This window comes from Asticcacaulis sp. (assembly GCF_051954415.1).
Classification (GTDB): domain Bacteria; phylum Pseudomonadota; class Alphaproteobacteria; order Caulobacterales; family Caulobacteraceae; genus Asticcacaulis.
The window spans coordinates 1-18,490 of the sequence record NZ_JBQCHT010000033.1; the positions used below are offsets into that span (position 1 = coordinate 1).

At 60.3% G+C, this 18,490-nt stretch carries 16 protein-coding genes; 11 read left to right on the top strand and 5 right to left on the bottom strand.

Annotation, left to right across the window (positions count from 1 at the left end):
- Nucleotides 1-1,895: Clp protease N-terminal domain-containing protein (locus ACTHND_RS11000; RefSeq protein WP_440177990.1), on the bottom strand; the 1,895-nt coding region annotated here is incomplete at its 3' end.
- A 138-nt stretch (nt 1,896-2,033) separates the two neighbouring features.
- Between ACTHND_RS11000 and ACTHND_RS11005 the strand changes: the two genes are divergently transcribed.
- The 4 genes from ACTHND_RS11005 (at nt 2,034) to ACTHND_RS11020 (ending at nt 5,667) form a co-directional block, all read left to right on the top strand.
- Complete coding sequence (locus tag ACTHND_RS11005) at nt 2,034-2,333, top strand: hypothetical protein (protein WP_440177991.1); 300 nt, start codon at nt 2,034-2,036, stop codon at nt 2,331-2,333.
- Nucleotides 2,330-3,178, top strand: coding sequence for an SDR family oxidoreductase (locus ACTHND_RS11010; RefSeq protein ID WP_440177992.1), 849 nt, complete (start codon nt 2,330-2,332; stop codon nt 3,176-3,178). The genes ACTHND_RS11005 and ACTHND_RS11010 overlap by 4 nt, the downstream gene beginning before the upstream one ends.
- Nucleotides 3,179-3,206: 28 nt before the next feature.
- Nucleotides 3,207-4,019 carry an SDR family NAD(P)-dependent oxidoreductase gene (locus ACTHND_RS11015; RefSeq protein ID WP_440177993.1) on the top strand — a complete coding sequence of 271 codons (813 nt, stop codon included), beginning with the start codon at nt 3,207-3,209 and terminating at the stop codon, nt 4,017-4,019.
- Nucleotides 4,020-4,086: 67 nt separating this feature from the next.
- Nucleotides 4,087-5,667, top strand: a complete 1,581-nt coding sequence (locus ACTHND_RS11020) for a GMC oxidoreductase (protein WP_440177994.1) — start codon at nt 4,087-4,089, stop codon at nt 5,665-5,667.
- Nucleotides 5,668-5,705: 38 nt separating this feature from the next.
- Here ACTHND_RS11020 and ACTHND_RS11025 read toward each other — a convergent pair whose 3' ends face one another.
- Entirely contained in the window at nt 5,706-6,464 is a 759-nt protein-coding gene (locus tag ACTHND_RS11025) for an alpha/beta hydrolase (protein WP_440177995.1), read from the bottom strand.
- Between the two features lie 118 nt (nt 6,465-6,582).
- Between ACTHND_RS11025 and ACTHND_RS11030 the strand changes: the two genes are divergently transcribed.
- The 3 genes from ACTHND_RS11030 (at nt 6,583) to ACTHND_RS11040 (ending at nt 9,015) form a co-directional block, all read left to right on the top strand.
- Nucleotides 6,583-7,743, top strand: a complete 1,161-nt coding sequence (locus tag ACTHND_RS11030; RefSeq protein ID WP_440177996.1) for a glycosyltransferase family 4 protein — start codon at nt 6,583-6,585, stop codon at nt 7,741-7,743.
- Nucleotides 7,744-7,902: 159 nt separating this feature from the next.
- Nucleotides 7,903-8,424 carry a translation initiation factor IF-3 gene (gene infC, locus ACTHND_RS11035; RefSeq protein WP_090645130.1) on the top strand — a complete coding sequence of 174 codons (522 nt, stop codon included), beginning with the start codon at nt 7,903-7,905 and terminating at the stop codon, nt 8,422-8,424.
- A gap of 240 nt (nt 8,425-8,664) precedes the next feature.
- Entirely contained in the window at nt 8,665-9,015 is a 351-nt protein-coding gene (locus ACTHND_RS11040) for a cupin domain-containing protein (protein ID WP_440177997.1), read from the top strand.
- Between the two features lie 67 nt (nt 9,016-9,082).
- On the opposite strand, the gene ACTHND_RS11045 is transcribed toward ACTHND_RS11040, so the two are convergent.
- Nucleotides 9,083-11,302, bottom strand: coding sequence for a 3-hydroxyacyl-CoA dehydrogenase NAD-binding domain-containing protein (locus ACTHND_RS11045; protein ID WP_440177998.1), 2,220 nt, complete (start codon nt 11,300-11,302; stop codon nt 9,083-9,085).
- A 17-nt stretch (nt 11,303-11,319) separates the two neighbouring features.
- A complete protein-coding gene (locus ACTHND_RS11050) occupies nt 11,320-12,537 on the bottom strand; it encodes an acetyl-CoA C-acetyltransferase (RefSeq protein WP_440177999.1) in 1,218 nt (405 codons plus the stop codon).
- 201 nt (nt 12,538-12,738) lie between these two features.
- Here ACTHND_RS11050 and dgoD point away from each other — a divergent pair, with 201 nt between their 5' ends.
- From dgoD to ACTHND_RS11070, 4 genes are all read left to right on the top strand, one after another.
- Nucleotides 12,739-13,833, top strand: a complete 1,095-nt coding sequence (gene dgoD / locus ACTHND_RS11055; RefSeq protein ID WP_440178000.1) for a galactonate dehydratase — start codon at nt 12,739-12,741, stop codon at nt 13,831-13,833.
- Between the two features lie 304 nt (nt 13,834-14,137).
- Nucleotides 14,138-14,998: an SMP-30/gluconolactonase/LRE family protein gene (locus ACTHND_RS11060; RefSeq protein ID WP_440178001.1), complete on the top strand. Its 861-nt coding sequence runs from the start codon at nt 14,138-14,140 to the stop codon at nt 14,996-14,998.
- A gap of 145 nt (nt 14,999-15,143) precedes the next feature.
- Entirely contained in the window at nt 15,144-16,046 is a 903-nt protein-coding gene (locus ACTHND_RS11065; protein ID WP_440178002.1) for a 2-dehydro-3-deoxygalactonokinase, read from the top strand.
- Complete coding sequence (locus tag ACTHND_RS11070; protein ID WP_440178003.1) at nt 16,043-16,684, top strand: 2-dehydro-3-deoxy-6-phosphogalactonate aldolase; 642 nt, start codon at nt 16,043-16,045, stop codon at nt 16,682-16,684. The genes ACTHND_RS11065 and ACTHND_RS11070 overlap by 4 nt, the downstream gene beginning before the upstream one ends.
- A 69-nt stretch (nt 16,685-16,753) precedes the next feature.
- Here the strand turns inward: ACTHND_RS11070 and ACTHND_RS11075 are convergent, their stop codons facing one another.
- A complete protein-coding gene (locus ACTHND_RS11075; protein ID WP_440178004.1) occupies nt 16,754-18,346 on the bottom strand; it encodes a VWA domain-containing protein in 1,593 nt (530 codons plus the stop codon).
- Nucleotides 18,347-18,490: the final 144 nt, after the last annotated feature.

An 18,490-nucleotide genomic window follows, 5' to 3' on the forward strand; every position in this document is an offset into this window, starting at 1 on the left:
TCGAGCCGGGTGATCGCCGTCTCGTCATCGAACAGGAATTCCGCCAGCGCCTTGTTCAGCTCGGTCTTGCCAACGCCCGTAGGCCCCAGGAAGAGGAACGACCCAATCGGACGATTGGGATCTTTCAGACCCGCTCGCGCCCGGCGCACAGCATCGGCCACGGCGGTCAGGGCTTCATCCTGCCCGACCACGCGACCGCGCAGGACGTCTTCCATGCGCAGCAGCTTGTCACGTTCGCCTTCCAGCATCTTGTCGACCGGAATGCCGGTCCAGCGTGAGACCACCTGGGCGATCTGCGTCGAATCGACCACTTCCGGCGTCAGCGGCGTGTCTTCGCCTTTCGGCGCATTCTCCGCCCGCTCCAGCGCCTTTTCCAGCGCCGGAATGATGCCGTACATGATTTCCGACGCTTTTTGCAGATCACCAGCACGCTGGGCATTGGCCAGGTCGATGCGGGCGCGATCCAGGGCTTCGCGTGAGCGCGCGGCCGAACCGACCTTGTCCTTTTCCGCTTTCCAGCGGGTGGTCAGGGCCAGGGACTTTTCCTCAAGCTCTTCCAGTTCCTCGGAAAGCTTTTCCAGGCGCGTCTTCGAACCGGCGTCGGTTTCCTTTTGCAGGGCCTCACGCTCGATCTTGAGCTGCACGATCCGACGGTCCAGCTCGTCCAGTTCTTCCGGCTTGGAATCGACCGCCATGCGCACCCGCGAGGCGGCCTCATCGATCAGGTCAATGGCCTTGTCGGGCAGGAAACGATCGGCGATGTAGCGGTTACTGAGCGTGGCCGCCGATACGATGGCCGAGTCGGAAATGCGCACGCCGTGGTGGACTTCGTACTTTTCCTTCAGGCCGCGCAGGATCGAGATGGTGTCCTCGACCGTCGGCTCAGTAACGAACACCGGCTGGAAACGCCGCGCCAGGGCCGGGTCTTTCTCGACATGCTTGCGGTATTCATCAAGCGTGGTGGCGCCAACGCAGTGCAGTTCGCCGCGCGCCAGCGCGGGCTTGAGCAGGTTGGAGGCATCCATGGCGCCATCGGATTTGCCGGCGCCGACCAGGGTGTGCATTTCATCGATGAAGAGCACGATCTGGCCTTCGGCCTGCGTCACTTCGTTGAGCACGGCCTTCAGGCGTTCCTCGAACTCGCCACGGTATTTGGCACCGGCGATCAGGGCGCCCATGTCGAGCGACAGCAGCTTCTTGTCCTTCAGGCTTTCCGGCACATCGCCATTGATGATGCGCTGGGCCAACCCTTCGACGATGGCGGTCTTGCCGACGCCGGGCTCACCGATCAGCACCGGATTGTTCTTGGTGCGGCGGGCCAGAACCTGGATGGTGCGGCGAATTTCCTCGTCACGGCCGATGACCGGATCGATCTTGCCATCGAGCGCCGCCTGGGTCAGGTCGCGGGCATATTTTTTGAGGGCGTCGAAGCCGTTTTCAGCCGAAGCGCTGTCGGCAGGCTTGCCCTTGCGGAAGGCGGCTTGCGCGTCCTTCAGCTTGCCGAGCGAAATACCGGCGGCCTTGAGCGCTTCGGCGCCTTCCTTGTTATCGGCGGCGGCGATCAGCAGGCGATCGGCGGTTACAAAGCTGTCGCCGCCCTTGTTGGCCTCGGCCTCGGCGTCGTTGAACAACTTGGCGGTTTCGTTGGCCATATAGAGTTGGCCGGCACCCGTGACGGCGGGCAATTTGCCCAGAGCCACATCGACTGACGCGGCGAACGCATCGGCGCGACCGCCAGCCAACTGGATCAACTGGCTCGACAGAGAGTCTTTGTCTTCGGTCAGCGCTTTCAGCACATGGACTGGCGTGAAATACTGGTGATTGCGCGCCTGCGCTATACCTTGCGCGCTTTGGATAAGCTTTTGTGTTTTCTCGGAATATTTTTCGATATTCATGTTTTTAAAGTCCCCATTCCGGCGGATGAATTTCCGGTTGTCCCTCACAAGGCAACAACCCGATGGCTCCGATATGGTGTGACATTCGCACCACACAAGGGGCCGACGCATCAGAATTATGACCAATAAAAGAGGCTGGTGTCACTGCGGCAAATTGCCTATAAAGCCAGCATGAACCCAAGGATTTTCTACCCCGCCGCCGCCCTGATCGCGCTCCTCATGATCGCGCTGAGTTTCGTCTGGCCGCAGGGCCTGGGGCAAAGGTCACCTGCACCATTTGGTCATGCCATTGAAATCCCCGACTATTACCGCATGGTCAAGGAACGCGATGCCCGCCGCAAGAAACAGGCAGAAGAGCGCGCCCAGCGCGAGAAGCTGAATGCCGTGCATCAGGCCGCGCAGGCATCCGCTTCGGCCTTCGCATCCGACGCACCTTGAAACCCAGACTGCTGATTTTCGGATACGGCTTTATCGGCGCCGCCTTCGCCGATGCCGCCCGCGCCGGTTATAAAATCGCCGCCACGGCCCGCGCGCCTGAGAAACGCAGCGAACTGACCGCGCAGGGCCTTACAGCCATCGATCCCGCCGATCCGGCGGCTTTGGCGGAAGCGCTTGGAAATGCCGCAGGCATATTGATCACCCCCGCACCGGATGACGATGGCTGTCCGGCCTTTGCCGCACTCTCCGGTTTCGATCTGTCCGGCAAATGGATCGGCTATCTCTCCACCACAGGTGTTTATGGTGACCGTGGCGGGGGCTGGGTGTTTGAAGACTCGGCGCTTTTGCCGACTTCCACCGAAGGCCGCCGCCGCGTTCTGTCCGAAAATCAGTGGCTTGACGTCGGGGCGCAGGTCTTCCGCCTGCCGGGGCTTTATGGTCCGGGCCGCAATGTCATCGAACGCTTGAGGGACGGAACCGCCCGGCGCATCCATAAGCCCGGCCATGTTTTTTCTCGCCTCCATCATGACGATTGCGCCACCGCCCTGATGGCCAGCCTGTCGCGCCCTAACCCTGGCGGCATCTATAATCTCTGCGATGACGAGCCCGCGCCGGCCGATACGGTGCTGGAATATGCCGCGGCCCTGACCGGTCTGCCCCTGCCGCCGGTCATCGCGTGGGACGATCCGTCACTGAGTGGAAAAATGCTGCGCTTCTACAACGACAACAAGCGCGTCTCCAATGCCCGCGCCAAGGCCGAACTGGGCTGGCGGCCACAATATCCGGCCTACCGGGAGGGCCTGAGCGCCATCCTTACCTCTATACAAGCCGGTAAAAAGGCATAGGTTCGGCGAATTCACCAAGGAGCGTTTCATGCCGGCAAGAACCTACCTCATCACCGGCGCCTCTTCCGGCATCGGCGCGCAGTTCGCCCGTTCCTATGCCCGACGCGGCACCAACCTGATCCTGGTGGCCCGCCGACTCGACCGGCTGGAAGCGCTGGCCGCCGAACTTCGTGCGGCGCATGGCGTCGAAATCACCTGTCTGGCCGCCGATCTCAGCGACCGCGCGCAGGTAAATGGCCTCGTGTCGCGTATCAGGAAGATGAACTTCCGCCCCGACGGCCTGATCAACAATGCCGGCTATTCCCTGGCCCATACCTTCGCCGCCACCACGGCGAAGCAGCAGCTTAATTTCATTGAGGTCTGCGTGGCGGCCCCGACTCTGCTGGCCCGGGAACTGCTCGATCATATGCTGGCGCAGGGCTATGGCCGAATCATCAATGTCTCGTCCATGGTCGCCTTTTCACCGGGCGCTTCGGGCCATACCCTCTATCCGGCGGCCAAAGCCTATATGCTGAAATTCTCGCGCTCACTCGCCGCCGAGGTGGCCGGCAGGGGCATCAAGGTCACCGCTCTCTGCCCCGGTTCGACCGAATCCGAATTCCAGCATTCCAACGGCATGGACGCGGTGCTGAAAAGCCATCCGGCGCGCTTTGTCCAGACCGCCGAGGCCGTGGTCGAGGCCGCCATCCGCGCCAATGAGGCCGGACGAGAGGTCATCGTCACCGGCTGGACCAATAAACTGGCCGTTTTCCTGATGACATATGTGCCCGACGGACTAATCACGCCTCTGATCCGCTGGGGCGCCAGAAAATATCAACTGGACGACAAAACAAATGCTTAAGCCTCCCCTCTCCCCTTGAAATGCGGAGAGGGGAAAAACCTTAAATGCAAGCCCCCAAGAGCAATCTATGCCGCAAGCCGCCACCGCGACCGAATCCCGACACTATGACCTGATCATCATTGGCTCCGGCGCCGGCGGCGGCACGCTGGCCTATGCGCTGGCCAATACCGGCAAGCAAATCCTGATCCTGGAACGCGGCCAGGAACTGCCGGTCGAGCCGCAGAACTGGGACTCGAAGGCGGTCTTCGTCGATCACCGCTATCGCACCAAGGAACAGTGGCTCGACAAGAGCAACAAGCCCTTCACGCCCAATACCAATTACTGGGTCGGCGGCAACACCACCTTCTATGGCGCCGCCCTGATGCGCATGAAAAAGCGCGATTTCGAGGCGGTCGAGCACTCAGACGGCCTGTCGCCGGCCTGGCCGCTAAGCTATGCGGACTTCGCGCCGTGGTATGAAAAGGCCGAAGCCCTGTGGCGCGTGCATGGCGAACGCGGCATTGACCCCAATGACCAGCCCGACGATCCGCCGTTTCCCTATCCGCCGCTGATCGATGATCCCGGCGTGGCGAAGCTGAAGCAACATTTCCAGGATCTCGGCTGGCATCCCTCCCCCCTGCCGCTCGGCATCAACCGCGACGACGTCCACCCCCTGACCTCGCACTGCGTCCGCTGCACCACCTGCGGCGGTTACCCCTGCCTGCTCAAGGCCAAGAGCGACGCCCGCAGCATCGTTATCGATCCGATCCGAAATCTGCCGAATGTGACCATTCTGACCGGCCACAGGGTCAAGCACATCGAGGCGCACGACAAGGCGGTCACCGGCGTGGTCACCGAAACCGATGACGGCGCCCTACAGACCTTCACCGGCGATCTTTACGCCCTGGCCGCCGGCGCCGCCAACAGCGCCGCCATCCTGCTGCAATCGGCCACGGCCGCGCATCCGAACGGCCTGGCCAACAGTTCCGGCCTGGTGGGGCGCAACTATATGTTCCACACCACCTCGGCGGTCATCTCGATCATGGCCGACCGCTTCGACTCAACCTTCCCCAAGACCTTCGCCGTCAATGACTTCTATTTCGGCGACAACGACTACCCCTACCCGATGGGACAGATTCAATTGCTGGAATATATGTCCGGCCAGACCCTGGAAGGCCAGATATCCGACATCCTGCCGCCGGCCCTGATCCCGGATTTCCTCAGCGACGACATCGCCCGTCATATGGTCGCCTTCCTGACCATGACCGAAGACCTGCCGCGCGAGGAAAACCGCGTCACCGTCACCGACACAGGCCAGATCAAACTGACCTACACGCCCAATAATTTGCCTGCGCATCTGAAGCTGACGCAAAAGCTGGAACAGGCGCTGAAAAGCTTTAGCTTACGTCAGCACACCCTGTTCGAGCCGCATTTCCAGATCGATTCCCTGTTGCCGCTTTACGGCACGGCGCACCAGTGCGGCACGCTTCGGTTCGGCCGCGATCCCTCGACCAGCGTGCTCGATGTCAACTGCAAGGCGCACGACCTCGACAATCTCTATGTCGTCGACACCTCGTTCTTCGTTTCCAGTTCGTCGGTCAACCCGACCCTGACCACCGTGGCCAATGCGCTCAGGGTTGGCGAGCATCTGAAGGAGCGGCTTGGATAATCTTCTCCTCCCTATCGCTTGCGATGGGGAGGAGAAGATTATCCTCTCAATTCCGCCACCATATCAACCAGCAGATCCAGATCCTGCGGGCGCGACAGGCGATGGTCGCCGTCCTTGATCAGGTGGATATGGGCATCCGGCGTGGTGACCGTTTCCAGCAGACGCAGGCCGTGGCGCCACGGCACGACGTCGTCTTTCATGCCGTGCAGGATACGCACCGGGCCGTCAAAAGCGATCGGCCCATTCAGCACCTCATGCGCCTTCGCCTCCTCGAAAAATGCCTGTGACAAGGGCACCGGCCGGTCATATCCCGGCATCATCCAGACGCCCGAAATTTCAAGCTGGCGGCGGTCTTCCGGCGACAGGGACGCCAGCATCAGGGCCGTGGCGAAATCAGCCGCCGGCGCCAGGAATCCCGCCGCTTTTATACGCTCCGGCCGCGCCTGCATCAGCAAAGAGAGCATATGACCGCCCATGGAGGAGCCTATGGCCACCACCGGCCCTTCGGTAAGTTGATCAAGTACCGCAAGGGCATTTTCCCGCCAGCGCCCCACTCGTGCCGCGGCGAAGTCCCCACCGGTCTCGCCATGGGCGAAATAATCGAAACAGAGAAAATCCCAGCCCCGCGCACCGGCCTCGGCCGTCAGCCGCGTCACCTTGCTGCCGGTCATGTCGGACAGAAAACCGCCCAGCCACAAAAGGGTTGCCCCCTCCCCCCGCACTCGCCGATAAGCGAGACGGTCGCCCCGTGGCGTATCCAGCCATTCGGCAGGCTCTTGAACGAAAGGTATATCCATGCGCATCATTCCCGTGGCGGCCGCTTTGGTGATTTAAAGTAGGCCGCCACTTTTTCGCTGAAATTTACGTTATGATAAAATGGCTTAGCCGCGCCGCTTTCCTCCCGCAAGAGTCTTGATGCCCAAACCCACCTTCACCGCCACTGTTTTGCAGGTCGTACCCGAGCTTGATACCGGCGGCGTCGAGCAGACCGTGGTCGATATCAGCGAGGCCATTATCGCCGCCGGCGGGCGCTCGATCGTGGCGACAAAGGGCGGTCGGCTGGAGGAACGCCTGCTGAAAAAGGGCGCCACCGTCGTCCATATGCCGGTCCACAGCAAGAATCCCTTCGTCCAGTGGCAGAACAAAAGCGCGCTCCGCCGGCTGATCCGGGCTGAAAAGGTTGATATCGTCCATGTCCGTTCGCGGGCCCCGGCCATGGCTGCTATCGGCGCCGCGAAGGCAGAGGGTATCCGCAGCGTCGCCACCTATGCCGGCATCTATAATGCCAGATCGGGCGTGAAGCGCTGGTACAACAGCCAGATGACCCGCGCCGACATGATCATCGCCAATTCGGATTTCACGCGCGCCCATATCCTGAAAACCTATGCCGGCCTGTCTCCCGACAAGGTGATCAGCATTCCGCGCGGCATCGATATGAAGCGCTTCGATCCCGAAGCCTTCGATGTCCGCAAGATCATGAAGATGGAAGAGTCATGGGGCGTTCTTTCCGGCGACGGCCGCATCCGCTTCCTGCTGGCCGGCCGCCTGACCAAATGGAAGGGCCAGGCGTTGATCGTCGAGGCCGCCAACATGCTGCGTCATGAGGAGATCGACAACTTCCTGATCATCATGGTGGGCGATGACCAGGGCCGCAGCGACTACAGCAAGGCGCTCAAGGACAGCATCCACAAGTACGGCCTTGAGGAACGCATAAAGCTGGTGGGGCACTGCGACGACATGCCCTCGGCCTATTCGGCCTGTCATTTTGCCCTGGCACCTTCGCTGGAGCCGGAAGCTTTTGGCCGCACGGCGGTGGAGCCGCAGGCCATGCAGCGCCCGCCGCTGGCCGCCAATCATGGGGCAACCGTTGAAACCGTATTGCCGGGCGAAACCGGCTGGCTGGTGAAACCGGGCGACGGCCATGCCTGGGCCGATGCCATGAAAGTCGCCATCGCCTTGCCAGAGGAAGACCGTTTCGAAATGGGGCACCAGGGCCGCGAACATGTCAGGGAACAGTACAGCCTGCCGCTGATGTGCCAGCGCACCCTTGATATTTACCGCTCGCTGCTTACATAAGTGCCGCGCCTAAACGGCCACAGAAGACCGAATTCCCGAAAATATAAGCGGCTATTTAACGTTTCCGGTGCATAGGGGATTGAAACAACCCCCCTGTTTCGCCATAATCCGCGCAATTCGTTTGAACAGACTCAAGGAGAACGACCTATTCGTCGTCCAATTCAAGCCCCGCCTCCCAAAGACGGCCCCCGCATCAACAATGAGATCAAGGTTCCCCGTGTACTGTTGATCGACGCTGCCGGCGAAAAGCAAGGCATTATGCCGACATCCGCCGCTCTGGAAGCCGCCGAAGAAGCCGGTCTCGATCTTGTCGAAGTCTCTCCTACCGCTGACCCGCCCGTCTGCAAGATCCTCGATTACGGCAAGTACCGTTTCCAGGAGCAGAAGAAAAAGGCCGAGGCGCGCAAGAAGCAGAAGGTCGTTGAAATCAAGGAAATCAAGCTTCGCCCCAATATCGATATCCACGATTACGAGGTGAAGGCCAAGGCGATGACGCGCTTCTTCGAGGAAGGCGACAAGGTCAAGGTTACGCTGCGCTTCCGTGGCCGTGAAATGGCTCACCCCGAACTCGGCATGAAACTGCTGCAAAAAGTGAAAGCCGATTTCGAGCCCACCACCAAGGTCGAATACGAACCGAAGATGGAAGGCAAGCAGATGATCATGATTTTGGCGCCGAAATAGGCCGCCGGATCAATTCACAAGGAGCCCTGCGCAAGCAGGGCTTTTTTGTTGATACGACCGCCGGAGTATTCAGCCAACGCCCTTAGGGGAATCCACAGATTGCACAGATTAACAAGAGAGCGCTACGGCGCTCAATCAGACTACCATCCGGCATATTGTTCGCCATTATGGCCCTGAAAAATCTGTGTTAATCTGTGCAATCTGTGGATTCCCTTCCTTTCTTATGCTTCGCTGCCCGCCATGTCCCAGTTCATTAAATTCGACCGCTCGACCGTCACGCCGGAACACGACTGCCCAATGCCGGAGCGCGTGATCAATGGCGATCCGCAGTTTACCACCTGGCTGCTCGAAACCACGCCGGATGAGAAAACCTATGCCGGTTACTGGGCCGCCACGCCCGGCGCCTGGCGCGTCTCCTATGACGAATGGGAATACTGCACCATCCTCGAAGGTCATGCGATCGTGACGGAAGACGGCCAGCCATCGGTGACGCTGCAAGCCGGCGACAATATCGTGTTCCGCAATGGTTATAAGGGCCAGTGGCAGGTGATCGAGCCGGTTTTGAAGACCTTCGTGATCATTCTGCCGTAGCGGCCTGGCGCTTCCACCGCCACGAGCAAAACTAAACAGGCGCCCTTTTAGGGACGCCCGTTTTTGTTTATGCCGCTTTCGCTGTCTTTTTATCGAACCGGCCGTAGAAGGTTTCGCCCTTGGCGGCCATGTCACGCAGCAATTGCGGCGGCGCGAATCGATCGCCGTAGAGCTTGGTCATGCGATCCAGTTCCTCGACGAAGGTCGCAATGCCGATCGAGTCCATCAGCGAGACGATCCCGCCCGACCACGGCGCAAAGCCCCAGCCGAGGATCGACCCGACATCAGCCTCACGCGGATTGGTGATGACACCTTCCTCGAAGCAGCGTGCCGCCGTGACCGCCTGGACGTAGAGCAGGCGCTTCTTCAATTCCTCAACCTCGGCCGGACTGGCTTCGGCCTTGGTGACAGGGAACATGTCGACCGTGCCCGACCACAGGGTCTTGGGCGCGGCCTTCGCTTCCGGATAGTCATAGAAACCCTTGCCGTTCTTGCGGCCAAGGCGGCCATCAGCGACCATCTGGGCCACTTCCTTTTCGCCGGGGATCGGCTGATAGGCATCGCCCATCGCCTTGGCGGTTTCGGAGGTGATCTTGGTCAGCAGGTCGAGCGCCACGTCATCCATCATTTCCAGCGGACCGCGCGGCATACCGGTCATGCGGCCGGCATTGTCGATCAACGCCGGGGCGACGCCTTCCGACCACATGATCATGCCTTCCGCGGTGAACGGAATGAAGCAGCGGTTGGCGAAGAAGAAGCGTGAGTCATTGACCACAACCGGCGTCTTCTTGATCTTTAGCGCATAGTCGATCGCCTTGGCCACCGTAGCGTCAGACGTCTTTTCGCCGCGGATGATTTCGACCAGCATCATCTTGTCGACAGGCGAGAAGAAGTGGATGCCGATATAGTTTTCAGCGTGTGACGACGCACCGGCCAGCAGCGAGATCGGGATGGTCGAGGTATTGGTGCCGAAGATCGGCGCGTCTTTACCGTTGGCGTAGAGTGGCGCCTCGGCCTGCTTGGTCACCTGCTCCTTGAGGTCGGTGTTCTCAAACACGGCTTCAACCACCAGGTCGGAGCCAGTGATGGCGGCATAGTCCGGCGTGGCGGTGATCAGGTCAAGGATGCCTTGCGCCTTGTCCTGGGTCATCTTGCCGCGCGAGACCGACTTTTTCAGCAGGTCTTCGCAGTGCGCCTTGCCCTTGTCGGCAGCGGCCTGGTCACGATCGAGCAGAATGGTCTTGATACCTGCCAGGGCGCTGACATAGGCGATGCCCGCCCCCATCATGCCAGCGCCGATCACGGCCACCTGCGTCACATCCGTCTTCGGCACGCCGGTCGGGCGGCCGGCCCCCTTGCCGATAGCCTGCATCGACATGAAGAAGGTACGGATCATCGCCTTGGCCTGCGGCGTCGCCAGGGTCTTGCAGAAGAAGCGACTTTCGATCTTGATCGCCGTATCGAACGGCACCTGAAGGCCCTCATAGACCGAATGCATCAGGTTGATGACGGCCGGATAATTGCCATAGGACTGCTTGCGGATCAGGGCATTGCCCATGATGAAGATTTGCGCGCCGGCCGGATGGTAAGGACCACCGCCGGGGATCTTGTAGTCCTTCTTGTCCCAGCGGGCGACCGGATCACCTTTTGTTTTGATCCAGTTTTTCGCCGCTTCCACCACCTTATCGTCATCGACCACTTCATCGACAATGCCTGCGGCCAGGGCCTCAGCGGGCTTGAACGACTTGCCTTCCGACATGGCCATCAGCGCGGCCTGGACGCCGATCAGGCGCGGCAGGCGCTGCGAACCGCCACCACCGGGGAAGAGCCCGATCTTGACTTCCGGCAGGCCGACCTGGACCTTCGGTCCGTTCGACAGCACGCGGTAATGACAGGCCAGCGAGACTTCCAGCCCGCCACCGAGCGCCAGGCCGTTAATAGCCACAGCAACCGGCTTGCCGCAGGTTTCCAGCAGGCGGTACACACGGTTCATCTCGAAGGCGGCGTCAAAATTGGCTTTCAGGATCGATTGTTCGTCCTGCGCCACGTTCGTGGCCTCCCAGGCGCCGGAAAGCATTTCTTCCAGGTCAGCGCCGGCGCAGAAACCGGTCGTCTTGCCAGAGGTCAGGACCACGCCCTTGACGGCGGCATCCGTCTTGGCGCGTTCGGCGATGGCGGCCAGGTCGGCCAGGGCCTGCTTGGTGAAGGTGTTCATCGACTTGCCGGGCACATCGAAGGTGCATAGCAGGATGCCGTCGGCGTCGAGTTCGGTCTTGAAGGTTTCCATAATCCCTGTTCCTTTTCTTAAACGCGCTCGATCACGGTGGCGGTAGCCATCCCGCCGCCAACACAAAGCACCGCCAGACCGGTCGATTTACCTGAACGTTCCAGCTCATCGGCCAGCGTGCCGAGGATCATCGCGCCGGTAGCGCCGAGCGGATGGCCCATGGCGATGGCGCCGCCGCAGACATTCATCTTGTCGTGCGGAATATCCAATACCTGCATGTAGCGCAGAACAACGGCGGCGAAGGCTTCGTTCAGTTCGTAAAGATCGATATCCGTCGTCTTCATGCCCAGCTTTTTCAACAGCTTTTCAGTGACATAGGACGGGCCGGTCAGCATGATCGACGGTTCGGAACCAATCGAGGCGGTGCCCAGAATGCGGGCCTTCGGCTTCATACCGGTGATCTTGCCAGCCTCTTGCGAGCCAACCAGTACCGCCGCCGCACCATCGACGATGGAGGACGAATTGCCCGGCGTATGGACGTGGTTGACGCGTTCGACTTCCGGATAGCGCTGCTGGATGACCGAATCGAAAGCCATTTCGCCAAAGGCGGCAAAGGACGGGTTCAGGCCGCCCAGGGTCTGCATGTCAGTGCCCGGACGGATGGTTTCGTCATGCGCCAGCGCGATCACACCCATCTGATCCTTTATCGGCACGATGGCGTTTTTGAAGCGCCCTTCAGCCCAGGATTGTGCCGCCCGCTTGTGGCTCTCGACCGAATAGGCGTCGACATCGGTGCGTGAAAAGCCCCACTTGGAGGCGATCATGTCGGCGGAAACACCCTGCGGCACGAAATGGGTCGGAAAGGCCGCGGCCACATCGATCGCCCAGGCGCCGCCATCGGAACCCATCGGCACGCGGCTCATGCACTCGACCCCGCCGCCAATGGCCATGGTCGCCTCGCCGGACACCACCTTGGCGGCAGCCACGTTTACGGCTTCGAGACCGGAGGCACAGAAACGGTTGAGTTGCACGCCGCCCGTAGTTTCGGCGTACTTTGCGGCGAGGACGGCGGCGCGGGCGATATCCCCGCCCTGTTCGCCTACCGGCGTCACGCACCCCCACATGACATCATCGACCAGCGACGTATCGAGACTATTGCGGTCTTTAACGGCCTCCAGAACCTGCTTCGACAGATCAAGCGCCGTTATCTGATGCAGTGAGCCGTCCTTCTTGCCCTTGCCGCGCGGCGACCGCACGTGATCATAGATATAGGCGGAATTTTCAGGGCTGGGCATAGATGGGCTCCTCTGCTTCTGGGGCATTTTTTGGTGACGCATAGATGCGCTTACTTTACGCGAACGTCAAGATAAGCGATAAAAATAATCACGGCTGTCCGGCGGAAAAGGCACGCCCGCGCATCTAATTATCATACAATATCTTGACCAATGCGATCCAAACGATTAGGTCATTTATAAGATAATTACAGGACTCACCTCATGGATACCGCCGCTCCGCTTTCGACTGTTGCAGCCCAGACCCGCTTGCGCAAGATAGAAACCTTCGCCGTGCCGCCGCGCTGGCTGTTCGTTCGCATCGAAACCGAGGACGGCGCCGTTGGCTGGGGCGAAGCCTCCCTTGAAGGCCACACCGAGGCCACGCAAGCCGCCTTTGCTGAAATCCGCGAACGCTTCATCGGGCATGATGCCGATCGTATCGAAGACATGTGGCAGGTCTTCTACCGCCTCGGTTTCTATCGTGGCGGACCGGTGCTGATGTCGGCACTCTCCGGCTTCGATCAGGCGCTGTGGGATCTGAAGGCCCGCCGCCTGGGCGTGCCGGTATGGCAACTGCTCGGCGGCCGCGTGCGCGATCGCGTCCAGGTCTATGCCTGGATCGGCGGCGACCGCCCATCGGATGTGGTCGATGCCGGCAAGGCGCGCCTGGCGCAGGGCTTCAAGGCGGTGAAGATGAACGCCTCGGAAGACATGGCCTGGCTCGATTCGCCCAAGGTGATCGACGGGGTCTGCGACCGTCTGACCTCGGTGCAGGCCCTCGGCCTCGATGTCGGGCTTGACTTCCACGGCCGCGTCCATAAGCCGATGGCCAGGCAGATCGCCCACGCGCTGGAGCCGCTGCGCCCGCTGTTCATAGAGGAGCCGCTGCTTTCCGAACATCCGGAAGCCATCGCGCAGTTCGCTAATATGACCTCCACGCCGGTGGCCCTGGGCGAGCGCCTCTACAGCCGCTGGGATTTCAAGCCGTTCTTCGAGCGCGCCTGCGTCGATATCATCCAGCCCGACCTGAGCCACGCTGGCGGCATTTCCGAAGTCCGCCGCATCGCCGCCATGGCCGAAGCCTATGATGTCGCCATTGCGCCGCACTGCCCGCTCGGTCCGCTGGCCATGGCCGCCTGCTTCCAGATCGGCCTTTCGACACCTAACCACGTCATTCAGGAAATGTCGCTCGGCATCCATTACAATACCAACGGCCACGATCTGCTGTTCTATATGAAGAACCCGGAAGTGTTCGACGTGAAGGAGGGCTATGTCGAGGCCCTGACCGGCCCCGGTCTCGGCGTCGAGATCGACTAGGACAAGGTGCGCGAAATGGCGAAGGACTGCCCGCCCTGGCGCAATCCGGCGTGGCGCGGGCCGGACGGCTATGTGCGCGAATGGTAGTCTAACCCTACTGCGAGGGGCTGCAAAAAAGGCCGATAAACTGCGCTTCTGTGCTCACGTACTCAAGTACGCTCCGCTCCGATGCTCGTCTATCAGCCTTTTTTGCCACCTCACAGCGGGTTATACGACGTCGGGGGATGCGACTCTTCTTCTCTTGCCCTCCAACGCGCCACGCCGTAAAAACGCCTTAACTCAGACAAAACAGGATCAGGACACCATGACAGCCATTCTCCGTCGTTCCGCCCCCGGCGCCATTCTCGGCGAAGGCCCGCTGTGGTCGAAACGCGATCAATGTGTCTACTGGGTCGATATCCTGTCGCACAATCTGCACGCCTATTACCTGACCGGCGAAAGCAAGACCTGGCACTTCCCGGAGCCCATTGGCTGGGTGATCGAAAGAGAAAAAGGCGGCTTCATTGCCGGCCTGATGTCGGGCTTCGCCGAAGTGACGCTCGATCCGCTGACGATCAAGCATATCGCCACCCCCTATCCGCATGAGCCGGAAAACCGCCTGAACGACGCCAAGGCTGATGATCGTGGCCGCATCTGGGCCGGCTCGATGCACAAGCCGATCACCAAGGTTTCCGGCGCATTTTACCGCCTGAACACCGACCTGTCCTGGCAGGAGGTCGATGGCCCCTACAAGATCGCCAACGGCCCCACCTTTTCCGCCGACCACGCCAAGGTCTACCACACCGATACCGGCCGGAATGAAGTCTATGTCTTCGACGTCATCGATGGCGAACTGGCCAACAAGACCCTGTGGCTGACCTTTCCGGAAGACTGGGGCGGCCCCGACGGCATGACGACCGACGCCCAGGGCGGCATCTGGATCGCTCATTGGGGCCCCGGCAAGGTCACGCGCTTCAATCCGGACGCCACGGTCGATTTCTCCATCGACCTGCCCGCCAAACAGATCACCAGCCTGTGCTTTGCTGGCGACAATCTCGACCGCGTGTTCGTCACCTCGGCCGCGGAAAACCTGCCGGAAGACCGCGAGGGCGGCACCCTGTTCGAGATCCCCGCGCCGCTGCTGCGCGGCCACACCGGGCTGGAACCGCAGAAATTCGGCGGGTAATTCAAGAGCAGATCGTGAGCCGTCGACATGGATTGCAACACCTTCTGAACACGGGCGCACAACCGTGGTAAAACTCTGGTGGCTTAGGCGTCTGCGTGGTGCTAAACCCGCCACGTAAATATCGGATTCCATGAAGATTGATCACATGACCTATGCTGCACCCGCCCTGCTTGCCGCTGATTGGGGCACCACCAATTTCCGCCTGTTTCTCTTCGGCACCGACGGCCGGATCATCGCCAAGCATACCGCCAATATCGGTCTGAAGAACCTCGGCGTCCTGACCTTCGAACAGGCTCTGCTGTCGGTCATGAAGGGCGATTTCGACCGCCCGGACCTGCCCATCCTGCTTTCCGGCATGGTCGGTTCGCGTACCGGCTGGGTGGAGGCGCCTTATCAGTCCTGCCCGTCGAGCCTGACGGATATCGCCAGCCACCTGGTCGATGCGCCGTCCGACCGCCTGAAGGTGAAGATTGTGCCCGGCCTGCGCGCGCCGGCGGACCACGAGGGCCTGCTCAATGTCATGCGCGGTGAGGAAACCCAGTTATTTGGCTTAGGCGACGGTGTGTTCGTCCTGCCGGGCACCCATTCCAAATGGGCCATGGTTGAAAACAATGTCATCGAAGGCTTCAGTTCCTACATGACCGGCGAGATGTTCCAGGTGCTGAAGCGTCACTCCATCCTGGGCGACCTGATGGATAACGACAAGGACGATGAAGCCGCCTTTACCCTGGGCGTCGATCGCGCCATGGCCGACAAGTCCTTCCTGTCCCTGGTTTTTTCCGTCCGCACCGAGGGCCTGTTCGGCCATATCGCCCCGGAAAGCCTGTCATCCTATCTGTCCGGCCTGTTGATCGGTTCGGAAATCCGCGCTGAAAGCATCCGCCACGGCATCCGCCCGGTCGGTATTGTTGGCGACGGCACGCTCAGCAATCTCTACAAACGCGCCCTCACCCACACCGGCTTTACCGATGTCACCATCCATGATGGCGATGCGGCCGCGGCGGCGGGTCTGTGGGCCATCGCCCAGCAAGGAAAGCTCGTATTATGACCTTAATGGAACAGTGGCAGGATGCCCTGAAAGCCCTGCCCCTGGTGGCGATCCTGCGCGGCCTGCGCCCGTCCGAAGCGCTTGAAGTCGGCGAGGTCCTGGTCGAGGCCGGCTTCCGCATCGTCGAGGTGCCGCTCAATTCGCCCGATCCGTTCGACTCGATCAAGCTGCTGGCCCAGGCTCTGGGCAAGCGCGCGATTGTCGGCGCCGGCACGGTGCTGAATGTCGCCGATGTCGAGACGCTTCATGCCGTCGGCGGCCAGATCTGCATCTCGCCCAATGCCAATCCGGACGTCATCCGCCGCGCCAAGGCGCTGGGCCTGATTTCGTTCCCGGCCTTCTTTACCCCGACCGAAGCCTTTGCGGCCATTGATGCCGGCGCCGATGCCATCAAGCTTTTCCCTGCCGAACTGGCGGGCACCACCGGCCTGAAAGCGATGAAGGCCGTACTGCCGAAAACTGTGCCGGTCTTCCCGGTCGGCGGCGTCAATCCGGACAATATGAAGGATTTCATCGAGGCCGGCGCGGCCGGTTTCGGCATCGGCTCGGCCGTCTTCAAGCCGGGCGACACGCCGGAGATCGTCTACAAAAAAGCCCGTGCCTTTGTCGAAGGCTGGGAAGCCATCCAGAAGGCCTAGCAATGGCCTGGTCACTGGGCATAGAAAAACCGCCGGAAGCATCAGCTTCCGGCGGTTTTTTATACCTATTTACTGCACAAGCCTGAGCTTGCCGATCCGCATGAAGATATCGGCCATGGTGGCATTCAACTCGGAAGCCGAGCTGAGATCATAATAATAGATCGTTTTACTGGCGCACTTCTGCAACATGCTTGAGTTGCCATCCATCACGCGGACCACAAAGATGGTGATACCCTTGTCCTTCGCCGCCTGGCAGGCCAGGGCCGTGCGCGCGTCAATATCTGAGGACCAGCCACTCCAGCGGTTTTGCGTATTGTCACCGTCGGTGACGACGATCATGTACTTGTCCATGTCCGGATCACCGAAGGCCACGCCCTGCGTATAGGGGGCATCTGGAGACAGCAGTTCCATGCCCATCTGCACGCCGATCGTGATGTTGGTATTGCCACCGGCTGTCAGCGCATTGACGTAGGTCTTGGTGCTGCTGATGCTGGTGGTCATATCCTGGATAACAGCCGGGGGCGAACTGGTGCAGTTTGCCGCCTGGTATGCGCTGTCCAAAGCATCGGTTGCGAAGGTATCGGCGGACACGTCATAGGGCTGCCCCCGATCGATGACGCACCCTGCCCAGCTACTGGCATAGGTCGCAAAGATGGGCGTGTTTTTGAAAGACGTATAGCCATTCGGAGGCGTATAATACTGATACGTCTTCAATATCTGATTGGTGGCCGGGGTGCCTGGGCTGGAAGCATAGGTCGCCTTATGGGTGGTAGGGTCAACGGTGAGAGTGACCGTATAGGTATACAGCGTATAGTTATTATAAGATATTTTTTCATAGGCCACGGCAAAGGCCGAATACACACCCGCGCTTTTATCCACCTTATAGAACATCTTGGATGCGGCCGATGACAGGCAGGTCGCCTTGTTGCTGCTCTTTGCACTGGCGCAGATCGCATCATAAACCTTGTAAGCGGCATGGCACGCGTAAAAAGAACCGTCCGCATTGCTGGCTTCTGTTGTCGAACACTTGGTGTAGTCAACATAGGCATCGGTCGCGCTCGTCGGCATACGCACTTGCGTATTAAACGGCACGACACCGACCTTAACGTCCGAGCTGTTCTGACCATTGGCATCGAGCAGGGAATTCAGCACCGAGGTGACGCTCGATTTCAGATTGGTCAGCTTGCTGCTCTGATTCATCGATCCGGTGACGTCGAGCACCAGGGCCAGTTCGAACGGGTTGACCTCGGACTGCGCCGTCGAACTGACGCTCAGGGTCTGGGTACTCAGCCCAACCAGCCCCAGGAAATAGGGCTTGATGGTCGCCGTCGCCGTATAATTCAGCTTGGAGATATTATCGACAACCGTCTTCTTCAGGCTGTGCGCCCCAAGGGTAACGTCGCTGGCGTTAAAATTGTCATCAAAGGCCTGCTGCGCCGCCAGTTCGGAGACCGTGTCGCCCTGGCTGGCCGTGAGCGCGCCGCGCAGGACGGCGATATCGGCCGCATCCTGCATCTTGTTGCGCGCGTCATTGATGCGTGAGAAATCCACCGCGCCGCCGGTGACCGCCACCAGGAACAAGGCGCTCAAACCAAAGATAATGGCGACGTTTCCGCCCTTATGGCTCTGGAACCTGTTCCACAGCCCGGATTTTGCAGACATGACTGGCCCCGTAAAAAGAATACGCCCGTCAGCAGTCTTGCCATCATATGTTTAAACAATTGAGATCATAAGTAGTAAACGACCCGGTAAAAATCGTTAACCAGACCGTAAGGCCCGCCCGGAAACCCTCCGGGCGGGCCTTAC

Excerpts from the sequence above, each read along its gene's own strand:
- ACTHND_RS11015 (WP_440177993.1), top strand. The coding sequence starts at position 3,207 with ATGCCGGCAAGAACCTACCTCATCACCGGCGCCTCTTCCGGCATCGGC.
- ACTHND_RS11020 (WP_440177994.1), top strand. The coding sequence starts at position 4,087 with ATGCCGCAAGCCGCCACCGCGACCGAATCCCGACACTATGACCTGATC.
- ACTHND_RS11025 (WP_440177995.1), bottom strand. The coding sequence starts at position 6,464 with ATGGATATACCTTTCGTTCAAGAGCCTGCCGAATGGCTGGATACGCCA.
- ACTHND_RS11030 (WP_440177996.1), top strand. The coding sequence starts at position 6,583 with ATGCCCAAACCCACCTTCACCGCCACTGTTTTGCAGGTCGTACCCGAG.
- ACTHND_RS11040 (WP_440177997.1), top strand. The coding sequence starts at position 8,665 with ATGTCCCAGTTCATTAAATTCGACCGCTCGACCGTCACGCCGGAACAC.
- ACTHND_RS11045 (WP_440177998.1), bottom strand. The coding sequence starts at position 11,302 with ATGGAAACCTTCAAGACCGAACTCGACGCCGACGGCATCCTGCTATGC.
- ACTHND_RS11050 (WP_440177999.1), bottom strand. The coding sequence starts at position 12,537 with ATGCCCAGCCCTGAAAATTCCGCCTATATCTATGATCACGTGCGGTCG.
- dgoD (WP_440178000.1), top strand. The coding sequence starts at position 12,739 with ATGGATACCGCCGCTCCGCTTTCGACTGTTGCAGCCCAGACCCGCTTG.
- ACTHND_RS11060 (WP_440178001.1), top strand. The coding sequence starts at position 14,138 with ATGACAGCCATTCTCCGTCGTTCCGCCCCCGGCGCCATTCTCGGCGAA.
- ACTHND_RS11065 (WP_440178002.1), top strand. The coding sequence starts at position 15,144 with ATGACCTATGCTGCACCCGCCCTGCTTGCCGCTGATTGGGGCACCACC.
- ACTHND_RS11070 (WP_440178003.1), top strand. The coding sequence starts at position 16,043 with ATGACCTTAATGGAACAGTGGCAGGATGCCCTGAAAGCCCTGCCCCTG.
- ACTHND_RS11075 (WP_440178004.1), bottom strand. The coding sequence starts at position 18,346 with ATGTCTGCAAAATCCGGGCTGTGGAACAGGTTCCAGAGCCATAAGGGC.